Below are 18,045 nucleotides of genomic sequence, written 5' to 3' on the forward strand. Positions count from 1 at the left end.
CCCTTTCACATATCAAGGACGTTCTGCCAGTAGTGTTCATCAACCGGAACGCCTAGTTTCATATTTTCTTCACGTATCTGCTTCATATGTTCCCCCGGAAAATGTACTGGAACACCTTCTTTTACCGGCTCAGCCAATTTCAGATCTTCTAATGTATCCGAAATTTTCCGAAGAATTTCATCCCTGTCAGGAAATTGATTTATATCTATAACGATGAATGTCTGGGAAAGCTCTGTCTCAGCAGGAAGTTCACCTACCATTTTTGATGTACGTCCTCCTGAAAGCGTTGATGCAATAAGATCAAGTGCCAGAGAGATTCCGGATCCCTTCCAGTAACCTATTGGTAAAGATTCATGAGTCTCCAATATCTCCGAAGGATCTTTTGTGAGTTCCTGTTTACTGTTAAAACCGCCTTCTACAGGAAGCAGTTTTCCCTCTCGCTTATACGCTTCCAGCTTTCCATAGGAAAACATAGACATAGCTACATCAACAAGCATCGGTGTATCGCCATTTGGGGCTGCAAACACAACCGGATTGTTTCCAAGTTTTGCATCTTTTCCTCCCCATGGAGGCATATTGGGGACCGTATTAGTGAAGAAAATGCCTATACAGTCATTGTCTACAGCCATAAGTCCATAATTACCAGGACGCATCCAATGATTAGTGTTTCGTAACCCTATAACGCCGATCTTATATTGCTTAGCAAGCTCAATCGCCCTTTCTGTACACCGATAAGCATTAAGGTTTCCCGGTCCCCGATGACCATCCCAGCGTTCAAAAAACCCATAGTATTCAGCACAAGATGCTTCTGCCTGAAGATCTACTGTACCGTTATCTACGCTTTTCATAAATTTAACAAACCGATTCAAGCCATGTGTATACACTCCATCCCTGCTTGCATCCGCAAACAGTCTTGCAGAAAGTTCAGCTTTTTCTTTGCGAAGACCTTTTTTTGTGAGAACTCTGCAGAATTCCCCCTTCATTGTATCGTAAGGTACTCTCATGTCTTTTACCTCCATATCATCCTTTTACAGCACCTATCATTACACCTTTTACAAAATATCTCTGAATAAAAGGATAAATAGCTAGGATCGGAAGAGTCGCCACTACTATAGTCGCATATTGAATTGTTTCACTTAGCATGAATTCATCACCACCGGCTCCGGCGGTCATCATTGACATATCATTCTGAATCAGGATCTCCCTCAAAACAAGCTGTAGCGGATAACCTGCGCGATCTCTGATAAACAACATTGCATTGAACCACGAATTCCAATTTGAAACTGCATAGAATAACACAAGGACTGCGATTGTAGGTTTAACAAGTGGAACCATTATCTTCCAAAGAATAGTCCAATGCTTAGCGCCATCCATTTGCGCCGACTCTATGAGACTTTCCGGGACCGAAGACATGGCGGTTCGCATAATTACAAGATTATATGTATTTACAGCTGTAGGAATGATCAGAGACCAAATAGAGTTGTTGAGTCCTACTCCTTTAACAACCAGATAAAAAGGGATCATGCCGCCATCAAAATACATGCTGAACACTAACAGTATTGTAAAAAACCGGTTTAAACCTACATTCCTTCTTGACAGAACATAGCCCGCAATAATTGTGAGTATCATACTTAGCGTTGTGCCAAATACAACTATAAAAATAGTGTTCATGTAACCTGTGATTATATTTTTATTTCTGGCTACTGCCTCATAAGCTTTTGTAGAAAAGCCTTCCGGGAAAATAAGAAGGCCTTCATGTGCCGCATACTTTACAGGATCACTGAACGAAGCAGCTACTACATGAATCAGTGGCAGCAAAACGCAGAGCATCATAAAACTAATTAATATGACATTAAACACATCAAAAATTCTGCTTCCGACACTGCATTTTAGCTTCTTAGTTGCTGTTTTCTTTGTTTTACTTCTTTCAAGCATCGAAAATTCTATATTTGAAGTATCAGTAGTATGTGCTTTCATCATTATTCACCTCACCATAGTCCTGATCCGTTGACCTTGTTCGAAATTTTATTTGTAAGCATTACAAGGGCGAAACTCACAACACAGTTAAAAAGACCAACTGCCGCACTGTAACTGTATTTTCCGCTTATCAATCCCATACGATATACATAAGTATTGATGACATCGGAAGTTTCATAAATTGCAGGATTATACAGAAGCATCACTCTTTCATACCCAACGTTGAATATTTTACCGATTTTCAAGATAAACATTATGACAATAGTAGGTGTCAGTCCCGGAAGTGTGACATGGAGCATTCTTTGAAACCTTCCTGCTCCGTCCACCTTTGCTGCATCATATAATTGCTGATCTATCCCAGTAAGTGCAGACAGATATATGATCGAATTCCAGCCCAATGTCTGCCAAAGTTCGGTGAATACATAAACAGGCAGAAAATTCCCGGCAGTGTTTAACAAGGATTTCTTTTCAATGCCAAATAAAATATGGAGTATGCTCGTGATTCCGCCTGAAGAACTGGTAAGTGTTATGACTAGTCCGCAAACAACGACGGTAGAAATGAAATGTGGAATATAGGTGATAGTCTGAGCCACTTTTGAAAAGGCTGCACTTTTAAGTTCATTAAGAAGTAATGCGAGAATAATAGGACAAGGGAAAGTAATAAGAAGACAAAAACTGATTTTAAGTGTATTTTTCAGGAGTCTGAAGAAATAATAGTTAGTAAAGAAATTCTCGAAATGTTTAAATCCAACAAAATGGCTTCCCAAGATGCCTCTCGCCGGTTTATAATCCATAAATGCTATAGATAAACCAAACATCGGACCATATTTAAATATCAGGTAATACATGATTATCGGCAGAATCATGAGATACAGCTGCCAGTTTCGCTTTAAATCAAGCTTGATTCGATATGTTATCGTCCCTCTTCCATCCGTTACTGCTTTTACCACTTTATTCATATTCATCACCTCTGATATCAGTTCTCATCCAAGGTTATCATCCGCTTTTCTTTTGCTGAAAGATAAACAGAATTAAGAAGCTTTACACTTACAATTGCTTTTTCGGGTTCAACCGGTACATTATCACCAGCTGCAAGTTTCTTATAAAAATCCTCTATCAGAAATCCATGTCCGGAGCCCCAATAATCTTTACCAAGCACGATGCCTGAAGAGAAATCTTTTTCAATATGTTTTTCTCCGGTTTCAATTGTCACCTTATTTCCAATCATGGAAATGAATCCATTCTCAAATACAAGTTCTATCTGAACCGGTGCGTTCCTCACATAGCAGTTTGAGCAGAAAAAAACATACCTTCCTCCTGATTTTCCTGTCATAAAAATTTCTGCAGTATCCTCTGTTTCAATCTGATCCTTAAGTCTATGGGTTGCTGTGGTAGCTTCTATAGTTTTTATCTGATCTCCTGAGAGCCACTGAAGAAGATCAAATGTATGAATTGCCTGATTTTCCAGAGCACTTCCTCCTTCTTTTTCCAGCGTCCCTCTCCAGAGTGATTCACTATAGTAATTTTCTTTTCTATCCCAAGTAACATAACCGCGTCCGCCTAAAATACCGAAGAGTTCTCCAGAGTCGACGAGTCCTTTCATGTACATTACGGCCTCGTTATATCGATTCTGAAAGCATATTCCCAGCTGACGTCCTGTGTCATTCCTTACACGAATCATTTCTTCGGCATCTTCGGTTTTTAGTGCCATAGGTTTTTCACATAAAACATCCTTACCGCATTTCATAGCTTCTATTGCAACTTTGGCATGCAGATAGTGAGGAAGACATATATGTACCGTATCTATATCCGAATCATTTAAAAGATCATGATAATCTTCATACATTTTCTCTACAGCGTACAGTTTCTTTGCTTCAGCCGCTTTTTCAGTCACACAATCACATACTGCAATACACTCTGCATTTTCAACATTTTTTAGTGCTTTGAGATGATTGTTTGAAATCATCCCACATCCGATTATTCCGGCTTTAAATGTTTTCATATAATCTGTAACCTTCTCTCTTATTTAATTCCTTATACTGACTTGGCGTTACGCCTTCATATGCCTTGAATACTCTGAGGAAAGTTCTTTGACTTCCAAAACCACATTCCATGCTTATTTCTTCTAATGATGCATCTGTAAATATCATTTCTCTGGCCTTACAAAGCCTTATATTGGTAATATATCGGTTCAGAGTGTCACCATTCATGCTTTTGAAATATTTAGACAATGAAGAAGCTGATGTTCTAAACGCTTCCGCAATTGCATTAACATTAAGCTCAGGGTCCTGATAATTGGCATCAATATAATCTTTAATTTTCTGATACTGAACGCTTTTTTCGGATTTGATCTTTTCTTTAGAAGCATTCGTAATCTTTTCACATATTGTTTTTGAAAAATCAAGTATTGCATCCAGCATCGCATCTATGTCATCAGATTTTGTTGCTTCAATTACCTTCTTCTGTTTCATTACAACAACAGAGTCAGCGGAAAATACTCTTGCTTCTCGAAGAATTGTAGTCATGATTTTAGAAATCAAAAACTGCTTTGCCTCAGAACTAAGATAGTTAGATTTGTTAAGATTTAATATTTCTTCAATCACATTTTCGGAAGCTCCTATATCTCCATGCCTTATACTGTATAAAAGCTGGTTTTCCTTATCCGCAGGATATTCAAGAAGAGTATCCTTAGGCAGCATATTGATGTTCTTGTAATCACAATCTTTTATATTCTCATATTTCTGTAACTCTCTGATAACCTGAATTTCTGCATTTTCCCTATAGATTCCGGATATTCCATGGTGTGAGCCACTAAGAGCACTTTTATATTGGAAATCCGAATTTGCTTCCATGAATTCTCTTACATTCTTCTGAATCAGAGAGACCGTTTCTATAAGTTCATTCTTTGAGATTTCGGTTTTTTCCCATATCAGGAACATAACCTCTGCTTCCTCTGAAGGGAACAAAACATATTCCAGGTCCTCCTTATGCAGCATTTCTTCTGTCACATTACGAAGAATAAATTTCATAAGATCAAGGTTCTTTATCAATGTGCCATCTGTCTCAATGCTGTATGAAAGAAGACATCCTTTCATGCTTTCTTCAATAGTGATGCCTGATTTAGTAAATAATTCTCTGTCAAACATCCTTGAAGCATCCCTCGAAGAAATTAACTGACGAAACATTTCCCTTTGTATAGCACTTCTCTGAAGCTCCAGCATATTGAAATTCTGCTGATTATTCTTTACCAGTTTTCTTATGCCGGAATCTATATATGCATATGCATCTTTCGATTTTGCTTCATCACCCATGTCTCCCGCGTTGGTTTCCAGAGCCTGCATTATATTTTGAATTTTGGAATAGTTCTTACGATAATCCAACGCGATGATAAATACTGTGATGACCGCATACAACACCATAAGCAGCAACAGTGTCCGCTTGATCGTAGATATCTGCGATGACATATTCGTGGATTTTGATACAACAAGAAAATCCCAGTTTTCATTCTCTGAAGGAATATAGGATACCATCTGATCATTCAATTGAAAGCTTGTATCATTATTTCCATCCTGCTTAATGAGCAGCACCGGTAGTTTTTCTGTAAAGTCATCTGTAAGAACATCACTTGAAATTATTTCCTTTGTATTCCTGTTAAATATCAAAAGTTTACTGTCCAGAAGCCAGTCAGAGACTTGCATAAGCTCTTTCAGATCAAAAATCAGTACTGCGTTCGCAGAACCCGCATTCTTTTTGATCCCGCTGACAGGACGTACAAAAATCAGATATCGTGTGCTTCCGGTCATACTGTTTACAGGCTGAAAAACCTGAGTTGAATTATATTTTCCTCCTATAATCTCCCTGAATTCTTCGTATGAATAGCCATATTCTGACATATCCATCGTATAGTATGTTTTACTATCACTATAGTATGTCTCCGAAACCATAAGGTCTGACTGAGGAAAGTAAAGATAATAATTCTCACCCTGTTCCAGTGTTCTGAATTCTGTTGAAAGCTCATTTGTCAAAAGATATGCATTCCACCTGGATTTTGCATCAACTATATCTGTTTCTGCAATGTCTTTAACCAGTGAACTTCTGCCTTCTTTTAAAGCTATCTCTCTCAGATTTTTTATGTTTCTGTCCATCCGGATTCTGGTGATCTCAAGTTGGATATTGTTAGTGTATTCCTGCTGTTCATGCAGTATTTTTACCGCATGATATGAATTTGCAACTAGAATAATGAGTGCACAAAGCGCAGAAATGATATAGGCCATACTCCACTGTAGTAAAAACCTTTTGTTTATCGTTTTCCATTTCCATTCTTTGTTAAGCTTCATTATCTTTTTTCCTGTCGTTATTCCTGTACTTTATTTTTGCAATGCCCCTGCAATTCTTCGAGAAACCTATCCTCATCCACGGGAATGTCTACCCAATCCCCATTGGTCCAGGACGAAAGATGAATAGCGTTTGAAATCTGAAGTCCCTTCATTCCTTCATATCCCGGTGCGATTGGAACCGCTCCTTTTAATATACAATCCGCAAAATTGTTCATTATACCGGGATGTGATTCGTATTTTCCATTCACAGGAATCCTGCAATCCCAAACCTCCGGCTTTCCCAGACCTTTTTTATAAGTCTTATTAAATTCCGACTCAGACTGACGCAAACGACGAAATAGTATTTCATCATTTTCGACTACAATCTGTCCACGATCACCGTCAATTTCAAGTCTATTCGTTCCGGGAGCATCGGCAACAGTTGTGATATAAGCACCTGTTGCTCCATTAGGGTATTCCGCAACCGCATAAAGGTCATCTTCTACATCGATGTTTCTATGTTTCCCATAATACACTGTTGACTTTATGCGCATGGGCATACCACACATCCACTGCCAGAGATCAAGATTATGAGGATTCTGATTAAGAAGAACTCCTCCTCCCTCTCCATCCCAGGTAGCTCTCCATCCGCCCTGATCATAATAACTTTGCGAACGATACCAGTTTGTTATGATCCAGATTACCCGTCTCATTTCACCAAGTTCACCACTCTGAATTAATTCTCTGACTTTTTTATAAATCGGATTCGTTCTTTGATTGAAATCTATTGCATATACAAGCTCGGGATGGACTTTGGCACATGCATCCATTTTTCTCACCTGTTTTGTGTAAACTCCTGCAGGTTTTTCGACCAAAACATGTATCCCATGCTCCATGGCATCAATTGCAATAGATGGGTGGAAATAATGTGGCACCGAAACGATAACGCCATCCACGGATCCGCTTTCTATAAGCTCTGAGGCCGTATGAAACGTTTTTAGCTTGTCTCCGAACATTGACTTTGCAAGTTCCAGTCTTTCTGAATCTGTATCTGCTACAGCACAAAGTTCCAGCAAAGGTGTTTTCCCCTGAAGTATGTCACGTGCATGCTGAGACCCGATATGTCCGAATCCGATGATTCCAATCCGTACTTTATCCATTATAGCGTACCTCTCTCCAAAGATTTCATAAATTCCAGAGCCGTTTTTGCATCTTTTTCCATGTTTTCTGTTTTACCTTCAATACTCATTCGACCGTCATATCCGATTTTTTTAAGTTCATTGAAAAATCCCCTATACTGTTCTCCTTCATTAGAGAGAGGATATTTTCTCCCATCATTTGCTGCTATATGCATATGATTGAAGTCACGAATGATAGAAATATTTGTGAGTAAATCGTTATTTCTCATGACATGGAAATAATCTACAAGCTGCCCTACATGAGGGTCATCTGCATCTGTTTTCAGAATTGCTCCTTCTTCCAATGTATTGATCATATTAGTTTCAGCATGAGACAGCGCTTCAATGGCAATTTTCATTCCATGTTTTCCTGCTATTTCTCCGGTGATCCTTAGTGCATCAACAAGCCTCTTATATGCCTTTTTAAACGAAAGTCCTTCATGACACATTCTTGCTTTTCCACTTCCAAAAACTACAACTTCAGTTTCAAAAAACTGTAGACAATCAAAAGCTTCCTCAAGGTATCCCCGGAAATCTTCATCTTTCCATGTACCATCCACTATATTCACAGTTTTAGGAAAGAGCACACTGGCTGCTTCTGCACGAATTCCCAGTTCATCAAGTTTCCTTTTTTCTTCCCGTCTTTCCTGTTCCGTAAGTTTAACGATTTTTGTAACATTGATTTCAATATAATCAAAACCTGACCGCTTAAGGATCTCTGCATTATTTATATCCGTACATATTCCGTAACGCATTTATCACCCTTTCCTTATAGTAATGCATACGATTTCTCTGAGAGAATCAGCTTACTATCATCCTTAAACACAACATACCCCTTTTCTTCTTCAACATATGCTTTAAGTGTGACATTCTCCGGCGCTATCACATTCAGAAAATGAATCGGAGCTTTTCCCTTATGTTTTACAATCAACTGAGGGATAGGTTTTCTATAGCCATAACCCCATGATACCCATCCTCCGATAGGATTCTCCGAACCTTTTAAAATCTCATGTTCTACTTGCTTATCAGAAACTGAAACAACCCGGTATTGTCTTTGATTAGCTGTGGTATATAGAAATTCTTCAGGAGCATTTTCTTGGAGATCACCAAATCCAAAATTAAAGTAAAGTCTTATATCATGATCTTCCTGGCAAATACCATCAATCAAATCTTCTATAATGAAAATATCGCCTGGGAATCTAAATACTCTTCTTCTGTGAAAAATCGGATCTTTCCTATAGGCATATCCATTATGCGAAATATCTATCAGCTGATACTGCTCAGTTTCCATCATCTCATGAAGAAATGTTCTGACTCCTCTGGTTCTGAATGTGAGTTCCGGTTCTTTTCCCATCTCATGATCATCAATATACAGAGTGTTATGAGCTTTTGCAGAAAGAAAATAATGCCTCCATTCTTTCCAACAAGATGAATTGTAAATATACCTTCCGCTATCAGTCAGTACATCTTCGCCCTTAATCTGGATTTCTACATGGCCGGTATCTATATGGGAATGAGAACTTACTTCTCCTCGTTCAAGGTTTACCCCCTGAACATGGAAATAAGTATCATTTGGTCCCCACCCGGTTCTCATTACAAAGATTCCTGCATTGGTATATGAATAATTCCTGTCTCTTGGCGGAGTCCCTTCTCTTCGAAGCGTTTCCATATATTGAAATTCAGGATTTCCTGTTTCTTCATACATACATCGAAAGAAGGCACGGAGTTCGTTAAGGTCGTAGGGATCAAATGTAAGATTCATACCCTCGTAAAGCGATGTATCACATCTTCTTCCCGTCAGATCGTCTCTGTCTGCATCACCTATCATCGGTGTACTTAGATCCGGTTTTACAAGACTTACCAAAAACTTGGCTGCACGTTCCAGAGTTGGAAGCATATACTGAGGCACCGGATAGCCATTATATTTGAGCAATCTGTAGCATTGAAAATATGCACCTGCAGCTACCATATGATAAATAGGAGTCCTCTCCATGTGGATTCCGTCATTATCGAAAGAATATTTGACCTCCTGTGTGACACGCTTGTATCCTGTCGAAAACCAGTCTGATTTAATTTCAGGGAACAAAATGCCGCATTCAAGAAGAGCTGCTGTTTCCTGAGTCAACCAGTTGCTCGATTTTTTGTGATTTGTGTAATGTGTCATCAAAAAATCTGCATGATCACACACTGAGGTCAAAAAGATCACCCAGTCCTCATCAGTGAGAACTTCTGAATGTCGAAAAATTTCCATGGCCGGAAACCAGGAGGTATACATCCTCATTCCTGTTTCTAAAGTCCTCCATGAATGACTTGGGAATTTATATTTTGCCTCAGTTCCTTCAAAATCATCCATAAAAGGCTTAACAGGCCATGCTTCTACCCATGAATGAAGTATAGAGAGAAATTCTTTTGTGTATTTCTCATCCTTCGTCTTTGCATAGGCTCTTGCAAGAGGCTGCATGAAAATATGGCGGTATAGAGACCACGACCACTCATTATCCCTTGACGTTTCAGTGGTAGGATTAAAATACCAGTCGATAGGGCCGTCAAAATGATATCCGTAAATATCATGATTCAACACTTCTTCTGCATCCTTTAAAAGTTCCGGATCATTGATTTTTTCCGCATCTTCTGCTTTAAAAAGATATACAGGATCTGTTCTTTCGGCAAAATGCTTTGCTATCTCATGCATAGCACCGGCTTCATCTTTTTCGTTGTATAATCTTCCGGCTGTCTCAAGCCCTCTATGTGAAAAATCTATTCGTCCAAGAAGTTCCGCTCTACGATCCATATCCGTCTGTCCTCATTTATTTTTTAACATGTTTCCGGCCATAGTTATTTACTTGCTTAGTTAGCGATATAGGTATCGTATGTTTTCTGCATCATCCCTATCGCTTTCTCGATGCCGAAGTCCTTTAATTGCTTCTGATAGTTATCCCATTCTGTTAGCGGAGTAGTTCCGTTTATGAACTGCGCTTCCATTTCATCAGAGAGAGTCTTAACGTTTGTGATGATGTCAGCATATTCATCCTGTTCCTCTTCACTGACGGATGCAGGTGGGAAGAAATGTTTTCCCATATCTGTCTTCATACTTGCAGCAAGTGCAGCTTTCTGATTATCCTGTGAATAATACTGAAGAATGTACTGAGGATCCTGCACACATGTTCCTGAAGTAGATGCTCTTGTATAGCCCGCCAGAATCTCTGCGGCACTTTTTCCTTCAGGATTATCAAGAACAAAATCTGTATAAACAGGCTTTCCATCCTTCATTTCATAAGTCTGACCTTCAATTCCAAAATTATTTACAAGATTGCCTTCTTCACTGTACATCCAATCCAGAAGCCATGCGGCTGCATCTGTATTCTTACACTCTGTTGAAATTGCTGCAGATGTACCTGACTTATCGAAGATATTATTCATCTTTGAGAATTTTGCATTCTTTCCCTTTTGTGATGTAACCGGCGGCGCACACTGAAGGTTATTGATATCAAAATCAGGATCCTGTTCTTTCATGACTTTTCCATAGCTTCCAAGCCCTTGCCCAAACGGGGCATATACAGCAGCGGATTTACCTGTTGTAAAATATGTCTGGTTCGATTTCTTATCGGCAACAAGCCAGTCATTGTCAATCAGCCCTTCTGTATACATCTTATTCATCCATGTGATGAACTCTTTACGACTATCCTCAACAAGACCATTTTTCACCTTACCGTCATCATCAACATAGAAGTCTCCCCAGTTATCAAATCCCGGTGACCATATATCTTTCATCCATTCATTTCTTGTGACAAATGGAACCTCAAAGCCCGCATCCTTATATGCTCTCAGGACCTTTTCCCAATCATCGGGTGTCTCCGGAACATCAAGCCCCGCATCTTTAAGAATATCCGCCCTGTAAATAAATCCGGAGCTGAATTCTGTTTCATTAGGTGATTCTGTTCCTCTAAGGAATGGGAAGCAGTAATGTCTTCCGGAGGAATCTTTGACCATTTTGTCAATATCAGGATGCTCTGCAAGAAGTTTAGAAAGATTTGGGCAATTCTTTTCCATCATGTCATCAATTGAAATAATTACACCATCATTGATTGCCGCTCCCGCTCCACTTGGATACTTCGTCCATGTATACTCGATGATATCCGGATATTCTCCACTCGCTGTCATTACGGCAAAATCTTCACTTTCAGATCCCTGTGTCGGGTGCTGAAATTCTATTTCAATACCAGTTTGTTCCTGCACATATTTGGCCCATGGTGTATCACCCAGATTCTGATAATTTGATGAGACATTTGCATTAAGAGTTGTCCACCAGGTAAGTTTTACTCCCTCAAATGGCTTGTCACTATTTTTTGCGACAGTTTCTGAACTTTCACTCCCCCCCGCAGTTGTAGTAGCTGCAGGCGCATTTTCAGAACTGCCGGCTCCACATCCTGCCAGACTTATTCCTGCAAGAATAACTGCCATAGCTGCCGTTGAACCACGTTTCATCATTTGCTTTTTTGACATGTTTACTTCCTCCGTTTACTTTATAAAACATGGAATGCCTCAATTTTCGACACCAGACATTCCTGTACATAACATGTTGTCAATATATTCTTAAGATCCTTAACCTCATAAAACGTGTCATCATTTTCATAATGAATATTCACATATTCTTTTGAAATCTCGTGAATCTTTTCTCTTGCAAGTTCCTCAACAGCGTAAAGATGTGGAATAGCACATTGAACTGTACATACCGGATGTACACCGTATCTTACAGCTTCGATAGAATCATATAACTTCTGAAGTCTAAGCCCTTTATCTATATTTCCATAATTGATAACTTCACCGTCATTCCCGACGTATATATATTCAAGAATATCTTGACCATCCTGTTTTCTGCCAAAATAAACAGTTCCTTTCGAAAACTTATATTCAGCATAGGGTCCGAGTTTTTTCTCTTTCAGCGCATGAGCCGTATAGTACAGTATTGGTACGCCACTAAGCGTATGAGCCTTTATCGCTGCAATGTCATAATTCTCTATTTCAGCATTGCCTCTATAAACCTCACCCTCTACAGATTTAAGTTCCGCTGCTTCGTTCATTTTATTTCCAAGCAGAAAAGTCATAACTTGAAACTGATGTGCACAGGCATTATTAAAAGGGCTGTCATTGACTTTGCATCCGTTTATCTCTATTCTTCCTGCCCAACTGTTTCTCATGTAGTAATTCCTGCCACGTCTCATAGCATGTAATGCTTTAAAAGATAGTGGCTCACCAAATCTTCCTGACACGATGTCTTTTTTTAAGGCAAGAATATCTCGGCTATAATTCAACTGATATCCTACAGAAATAAATCTTCCACATTTTTCCTCAAATTCCAGAAGTTGTTCTGCTCCTTTTACTGAGGTGCATACAGGTTTTTCTGTTAGTACATTGGAGTTTTTTAAAAGACAAAATCTGATCTGTTCATAATGAAGATGTATCGGAGTGGATAGTATCGTTAAATCCACACCATCCGGGTTTGCCTCAAAAAAGGTTTCGAGATTTTTGTATACAGGAATATTCTTTTCTTTCAATACTGGGAAAAGCTCGTATACATCATCCCGAACTTCCACCACGCCGGTAACTTCTGTATCAGGAATATCATTTTCTTCAATTTCCTTTACATAATTACCGCCATATCCACAAACACCTACCAACAAGATCCTGACCCTTTTCATATTTCGTCTCCTGAAACAATCATTGATGTTTAGTGAAAACTTACAATAAAACATTTATAATTAAGCTGTTGTTTGTGGTTTTTATGATATCACTGTTATTTTTTTCTATCAATTGACAAAATATGACACCTAATGTCAATTTTTTTCATCGAATTCAGGCCGATATCTCGGCTTCTATCATAAAATGTCATCCGCAGGTGATTCATGGCAGCATCGATCAGACTGTTAAATATCCCATCATTTCACATCTGGAATTAGTTCTTTTAGCTGCATATTTTCTTCTCGAACAGAAAAAGCCTGTGGCTATCTGCTCTCGCAGTTAACCACAGGCACGCCTATACCACTACCAATCTACAAATCAATATGATTATAAAAAAAAGAGTGAAGTTATAAACAAATACTTCACTCAACTTCACTATAAACTTCACTCAACTTCGTTCTTTGCTTCGCTCAGCTTCACCGAAGACTTCGCGCCATTGTGAAGTATCCTTTACTGGTATTGAAGCTCATGCTTCGAATAGTTAAGGGATAGCATTCTCGTGACATCATATAGATATTAATTGCAGACTCATTAAACCGTAATTTTACACTTAGTTACACATTTGTAATTTTATTACACTCAGTTACACTTGGTTACACATTTGAAAAAGGGTAAGTAGTAAAACTTACGTACTCTTGACAAAAAATACCCTCATCGTTTTTTCACCGATGAGGGTATTTTTTATCGTTTTATTTTCAGTTTGCAATCATCAGGTATTTTCTCAGACCATGGAAACAGTCCTTCAAGAAATTTCTTATCAAAGTTCATTTGAGTTGGTTTCTGCTTATGTTCGTATGCATAATCCTTCATCTGATCTAAAACATAAGTAAGATAATCGAATACCTTAAGCCCGTTAGCTTTTGCTGTTTCTGTCATGCTGAGAAGTATTCCACTTGCTCTTGCACCACCCTTGCTATTAATGATGTGCCAGTTGGCTCTATTAACACAGAAGCTCCTGATACTTCTTTCAGAAGCTTATCCAAATATAAGAATAAGCCTCGTTATGTTCAGGATATTTTTATCCTCATCTTTTATCAAAGTACGCATGAATAGCTGATTTTTACTAAAAAAATGTGGATAACAGTTCTTTTGTTTCCGATAATTAAATCACCAAATCATAATAAAGGAGGTGATTTTTAATGAAACAATTCGAAGCAAATGTAGCTGTTGTCATGAAATATCTGTCAGAAGAAGGCTTCAGTAGTTCTGTAATCAGTGAACACAGGCTATGTTATCAGGAACTATACACCTTTTTAACCACATCAGGCAAAAACTATTCGCCGGAAGTCGTTTATCAATGGATTGAAGATCATAAATCATCTTGGGTCCATTGGAGGTATACAGGATGGCGGCACTGTATTGATCAGTTGGAGGATGTCAGAAAGACAGGTTCCATATCTTTAGATCATCTGTCATCGAGAAAACCTGCTTATACTCTCCTGAATCCTACCTTCCGGGCTATACTAGATGCCTTTAACAGTGATCATCCTGAAAATGATGACCGGTACCGGATTGCCTGTGCAAGATTCCTTATGTTCCTTCAAAGCAAAGGGCTTGTCAGTGTTTCTGAATTTAGTTATGAAATAGTGTTGCAGTTTCACGAAGAGGACTATCACTCATCATCAAAATCAAAAGATGTTTATGAAGACCTTATCCGAAAGTTCTTGAGGTATCTGGCTTCAAAAGGTCTGTGCACAATCGGCCTGGCGTTTGCTCTCAATAAACTATTGATTCATCAAATCATAAAACTGACAGATGAAGACCTAAGCAAATGCTCCGGCAGATCATATCCTCTTGTCACCGCAAATGTGATTGATGAATTTCTCGCAGGAATGGCAAAGGCCCGTTATAGCAAAACCGTGCTGAAAAGTTCAAGACATATCCTGACATTGTTGTATATCTTTCTAGATATGCATAAAGCTGTTTTGAATGATGAACTTCTGTGGCATTGGTTCAGTCTGATCAAGCCGTTACTGGGTTCCTGTTGGAAACAACACCGTCGGACTCTATGTCAGTTCCTGCATTTCCTGGATACTGGTTGCATCATGACAGGTTATATAGGAGATCCAGAATACATCCGTTCAGAGGAACTGCTTCCTTTATGGCAGAAGGTCCCTCTTACGGATTATCTGTATTTGTTGGAACGCGAAGGATGGCAACCGTCTACCATTGACATGCAGCGTTCGAGTAATCTGCGGTTCTGCAGGTACCTTCAAAGTATCGGAGTCGATAGCTTTGCGAAGCTTACGCCAACAGTATTAAAAGATTTCAATCTGCAGGACAAACACGGCACACCGGAGGGAAAATCGGCATATAACTGTCGTATACGTAGTTTCATCATCTACCTTTATGAACAGGGTCTAGTGAAAGATCCTTATCTTTATAAGGCACTCCCAACGATTGTAGCGCCAAGTGCATCTGTTATCCGGACACTATCGGGACAAGATGTCGCAGCAATCTGGGCAGTCGATCCCAAAACACTTTCCCCGAAAGCCCTTAGGGATTATGCGATGGTATGTATCGGGCTCACAATGGGTTTTCGTGCATCCGACATAGCCGGCTTGCGTTTTGAGAACATTGACTGGAAACAGCAGAGCATCCGAATTATTCAGCAGAAGACCGGCAGGTGCCTAGTTATGCCTATGCCTGTAAGGACAGGGAACATCCTGTTCCGTTACCTGCGTGACGGGAGGCCCAAAAGTGAGGAACCTTATGTGTTTATCTGTCACGAGACTCCTTATAGCCGGTTGCACAGAGGAGTATGCGCTAGAGCTCTGAAAAGGTTTATTGGTCCTTCTGCTGAGTCTGTCCGTGGTTTTCATGCAGTAAGGAAGACGTTTGCCACAAATCTTCTTGACGGCAGCACCAAAATCGAACTGATCTCCGATTCTCTTGGACATTCAACCGACGGCACCGTCCACAAGTATCTGTCCCTGGATGAAAAGCGGATGCGGATGTGCCCTTTAACCCTTGAAGAGGCAGGCATCTCTTACAAAGGGGGTGTTTTCCATGCATAAGGATTATCCGTACGCAAGTGTTTTTGCCAGCATGATAAAGGATTACATAGCTTCTCATCGAGAAGTCGGTTTCATGTATGATAACCAAGCTTACTGGTTGTTCCGTTTTGACCGATACTGTTGTGACAATGAAGTAAAGGAAGTTGCGATATCAAAACAGTTATTCGAGGCGTGGGCCGCAAAATCTGATACGGAAACAAAAACAACACAAAACAATAGGCTTCAGGCGTTAAAAGGATTCTGCGTTTACCTTAACATAATGGGTATTCCTGCCTACATTCCTTTGATACTGCCTAGACCAGAAAAAGTAGTTCCATACCTGATGAAGGACGAGGACATTCAGGAATTCTTCGAGCAGGTGGACCTTTACACGACTACTGATCATGTGCCGGCATTTCAGAGGATGGCCCATGAATACAAGGTGCTTTTCCGTCTGATTTATTGCTGCGGACTTCGCAATAACGAAGCATGCTCATTGAAAATCGAAAACATTGATACGGTCAACGGCATCCTCACTCTTTATCAGTCAAAAGGCAGAAAGGATAGGATTGTATACCTGTCTGAAGACCTTCGTAGGCTCTGCCTTAGCTACCTTCAATGGCTGAATGTACGGCTTGATGCACCATCGGAATGGCTCTTTCCCGGAAAGAATCCGGAACAACACATCCAGAAAACCTCTCTGGATCGAAAATTCAATGAGTTATGGAACCGTACCCGGTTATCAAAAACCTGTGACAAAAAGCCTGCAGTACATTGCTTAAGGCATGCATTCGTAATCAAAAGGATCAACTCCTGGATGGAGGCTGATATCCCACTTAATGTAATGATGCCCTATCTAAGCAGTTATCTTGGCCACAAAGGACCGATGGAAACGTATTATTACTTTCATCAGGTCGAGGATGCTTTTCGTACCGTACGTCGAAAAGATGGTGTTTCAGCACGCGTGATCCCGGAGGTGCAGTATGAAAGCTAAAAGTTTAAATGAACTGTTCTTTTCCAAGACACGCGAATTCCTTGACGGATACCTAACATCACAATGCTCCAGAAGCCCACATACAGTAAAAGCTTACCGAGATTCACTGACGGTGTTTCGTCGGTATGTTACCTCTCAGGGAATTTCCCTGAAAAAGTTTGGTTTCGAGGATTGTAACCGTGATTTCCTTTTGGGTTTTATGGAATACCTGCAAAATTCCGGATACGAAAAGTCCTCCTGTAATCAGCGACTTGCAGCGATCAAATCCTATATGTGGTATGTCGCAGACGGGGATATCACCCTGCAACAAGATGCCCTTATGGTATCAAGAGTTCCCTTCATCAGGACTTCCGATAAAGAAAGAGATACCCTGAGTGAAGAATGCTTAAAAGCGCTTTTTACTGCACCGGCAAAAGACAAACGCGGGCTCCGTGATACAACCATAATGATCATCCTATACGATTCGGCGATACGTCTCAGTGAGCTGATCGGACTGAAATCATCCGATGTAAATCTCCAGAAGAGCATTCCTTATCTCAGGATAAAAGGCAAGGGAGACAGAGAACGAATCGTTTCTATCTCCGATAATGCCGCAAACCATCTTCGTAATTATCTGGCTCTTTACCATGGGCCAGATTCACCGGTAACAGACAGCTTATTTTATACAGTCATTCACGGCAGTACTCATCCTATGTCGCCGGGTAACGTTGCAAGGATCATTGATAAATATGTACGGATTATAAGGCCTTCTCATCCGAATCTTCCGGAAAAAGTCCACCCGCATATGTTCCGAAATCCAAACTTAAATAAAATCCAAACTTTCCGCCAACAAATGCGATTATATC

Annotated in this window: 14 protein-coding genes; 3 read left to right on the forward strand and 11 right to left on the reverse strand. The window is 39.7% G+C overall.

Annotated features, from left to right (window positions below):
* Positions 1-5: 5 nt before the first annotated feature.
* The 11 genes from yiaK to BXO88_RS14435 all read right to left on the reverse strand — a co-directional run bounded on the left by yiaK (position 6) and on the right by BXO88_RS14435 (position 14,086).
* Complete coding sequence (gene yiaK / locus BXO88_RS14385) at positions 6-1,004, reverse strand: 3-dehydro-L-gulonate 2-dehydrogenase (protein WP_078038435.1); 999 nt, start codon at positions 1,002-1,004, stop codon at positions 6-8.
* 16 nt (positions 1,005-1,020) lie between these two features.
* On the reverse strand, positions 1,021-1,980 hold the full coding sequence (locus BXO88_RS14390; protein ID WP_242945237.1) for a carbohydrate ABC transporter permease: 960 nt from the start codon (positions 1,978-1,980) through the stop codon (positions 1,021-1,023).
* A gap of 8 nt (positions 1,981-1,988) precedes the next feature.
* Positions 1,989-2,936: an ABC transporter permease gene (locus BXO88_RS14395; protein WP_078038423.1), complete on the reverse strand. Its 948-nt coding sequence runs from the start codon at positions 2,934-2,936 to the stop codon at positions 1,989-1,991.
* Positions 2,937-2,953: 17 nt separating this feature from the next.
* Positions 2,954-3,979: a Gfo/Idh/MocA family protein gene (locus BXO88_RS14400; RefSeq protein ID WP_078038424.1), complete on the reverse strand. Its 1,026-nt coding sequence runs from the start codon at positions 3,977-3,979 to the stop codon at positions 2,954-2,956.
* Positions 3,966-6,314, reverse strand: a complete 2,349-nt coding sequence (locus BXO88_RS14405; RefSeq protein ID WP_078038425.1) for an AraC family transcriptional regulator — start codon at positions 6,312-6,314, stop codon at positions 3,966-3,968. The genes BXO88_RS14400 and BXO88_RS14405 overlap by 14 nt, the downstream gene beginning before the upstream one ends.
* A gap of 17 nt (positions 6,315-6,331) precedes the next feature.
* The gene (locus BXO88_RS14410) at positions 6,332-7,453 is read right to left on the reverse strand and encodes a Gfo/Idh/MocA family protein (RefSeq protein WP_206100000.1); all 1,122 of its coding nucleotides are present in this window, start codon (positions 7,451-7,453) and stop codon (positions 6,332-6,334) included.
* The gene (locus BXO88_RS14415; protein WP_078038426.1) at positions 7,453-8,226 is read right to left on the reverse strand and encodes a sugar phosphate isomerase/epimerase family protein; all 774 of its coding nucleotides are present in this window, start codon (positions 8,224-8,226) and stop codon (positions 7,453-7,455) included. The genes BXO88_RS14410 and BXO88_RS14415 overlap by 1 nt, the downstream gene beginning before the upstream one ends.
* Positions 8,227-8,240: 14 nt before the next feature.
* Entirely contained in the window at positions 8,241-10,262 is a 2,022-nt protein-coding gene (locus tag BXO88_RS14420) for an alginate lyase family protein (RefSeq protein WP_078038427.1), read from the reverse strand.
* A gap of 56 nt (positions 10,263-10,318) precedes the next feature.
* Complete coding sequence (locus BXO88_RS14425) at positions 10,319-11,974, reverse strand: extracellular solute-binding protein (RefSeq protein WP_078038428.1); 1,656 nt, start codon at positions 11,972-11,974, stop codon at positions 10,319-10,321.
* Between the two features lie 20 nt (positions 11,975-11,994).
* Positions 11,995-13,170 (reverse strand): Gfo/Idh/MocA family protein, encoded by a 1,176-nt coding sequence (locus BXO88_RS14430; protein WP_168171731.1) that lies wholly within the window; start codon positions 13,168-13,170, stop codon positions 11,995-11,997.
* 721 nt (positions 13,171-13,891) lie between these two features.
* Positions 13,892-14,086: a transposase domain-containing protein gene (locus tag BXO88_RS14435; RefSeq protein ID WP_078038430.1), complete on the reverse strand. Its 195-nt coding sequence runs from the start codon at positions 14,084-14,086 to the stop codon at positions 13,892-13,894.
* A gap of 263 nt (positions 14,087-14,349) precedes the next feature.
* On the opposite strand from BXO88_RS14435, the gene BXO88_RS14440 reads away from it, so the two are divergent.
* The 3 genes from BXO88_RS14440 to BXO88_RS14450 all read left to right on the forward strand — a co-directional run.
* Complete coding sequence (locus BXO88_RS14440; protein ID WP_078038431.1) at positions 14,350-16,227, forward strand: tyrosine-type recombinase/integrase; 1,878 nt, start codon at positions 14,350-14,352, stop codon at positions 16,225-16,227.
* On the forward strand, positions 16,220-17,200 hold the full coding sequence (locus BXO88_RS14445; RefSeq protein ID WP_078038432.1) for a tyrosine-type recombinase/integrase: 981 nt from the start codon (positions 16,220-16,222) through the stop codon (positions 17,198-17,200). The genes BXO88_RS14440 and BXO88_RS14445 overlap by 8 nt, the downstream gene beginning before the upstream one ends.
* The coding region (locus BXO88_RS14450) for a tyrosine-type recombinase/integrase (protein ID WP_078038433.1) at positions 17,190-18,045 on the forward strand (856 nt) is incomplete at its 3' end. The genes BXO88_RS14445 and BXO88_RS14450, both read left to right, overlap by 11 nt.

The organism is Oribacterium sp. C9 (genome assembly GCF_002007235.1).
Lineage (GTDB): Bacteria > Bacillota > Clostridia > Lachnospirales > Lachnospiraceae > Oribacterium.

Coding starts and splice junctions, on each gene's coding strand:
- BXO88_RS14400 (WP_078038424.1), bottom strand. CDS start 3,979: ATGAAAACATTTAAAGCCGGAATAATCGGATGTGGGATGATTTCAAAC.
- BXO88_RS14410 (WP_206100000.1), bottom strand. CDS start 7,453: ATGGATAAAGTACGGATTGGAATCATCGGATTCGGACATATCGGGTCT.
- BXO88_RS14420 (WP_078038427.1), bottom strand. CDS start 10,262: ATGGATCGTAGAGCGGAACTTCTTGGACGAATAGATTTTTCACATAGA.
- BXO88_RS14440 (WP_078038431.1), top strand. CDS start 14,350: ATGAAACAATTCGAAGCAAATGTAGCTGTTGTCATGAAATATCTGTCA.
- BXO88_RS14430 (WP_168171731.1), bottom strand. CDS start 13,170: ATGAAAAGGGTCAGGATCTTGTTGGTAGGTGTTTGTGGATATGGCGGT.
- BXO88_RS14445 (WP_078038432.1), top strand. CDS start 16,220: ATGCATAAGGATTATCCGTACGCAAGTGTTTTTGCCAGCATGATAAAG.
- BXO88_RS14415 (WP_078038426.1), bottom strand. CDS start 8,226: ATGCGTTACGGAATATGTACGGATATAAATAATGCAGAGATCCTTAAG.
- BXO88_RS14395 (WP_078038423.1), bottom strand. CDS start 2,936: ATGAATAAAGTGGTAAAAGCAGTAACGGATGGAAGAGGGACGATAACA.
- BXO88_RS14390 (WP_242945237.1), bottom strand. CDS start 1,980: ATGATGAAAGCACATACTACTGATACTTCAAATATAGAATTTTCGATG.
- BXO88_RS14435 (WP_078038430.1), bottom strand. CDS start 14,086: ATGACAGAAACAGCAAAAGCTAACGGGCTTAAGGTATTCGATTATCTT.
- BXO88_RS14425 (WP_078038428.1), bottom strand. CDS start 11,974: ATGTCAAAAAAGCAAATGATGAAACGTGGTTCAACGGCAGCTATGGCA.
- BXO88_RS14405 (WP_078038425.1), bottom strand. CDS start 6,314: ATGAAGCTTAACAAAGAATGGAAATGGAAAACGATAAACAAAAGGTTT.
- yiaK (WP_078038435.1), bottom strand. CDS start 1,004: ATGAGAGTACCTTACGATACAATGAAGGGGGAATTCTGCAGAGTTCTC.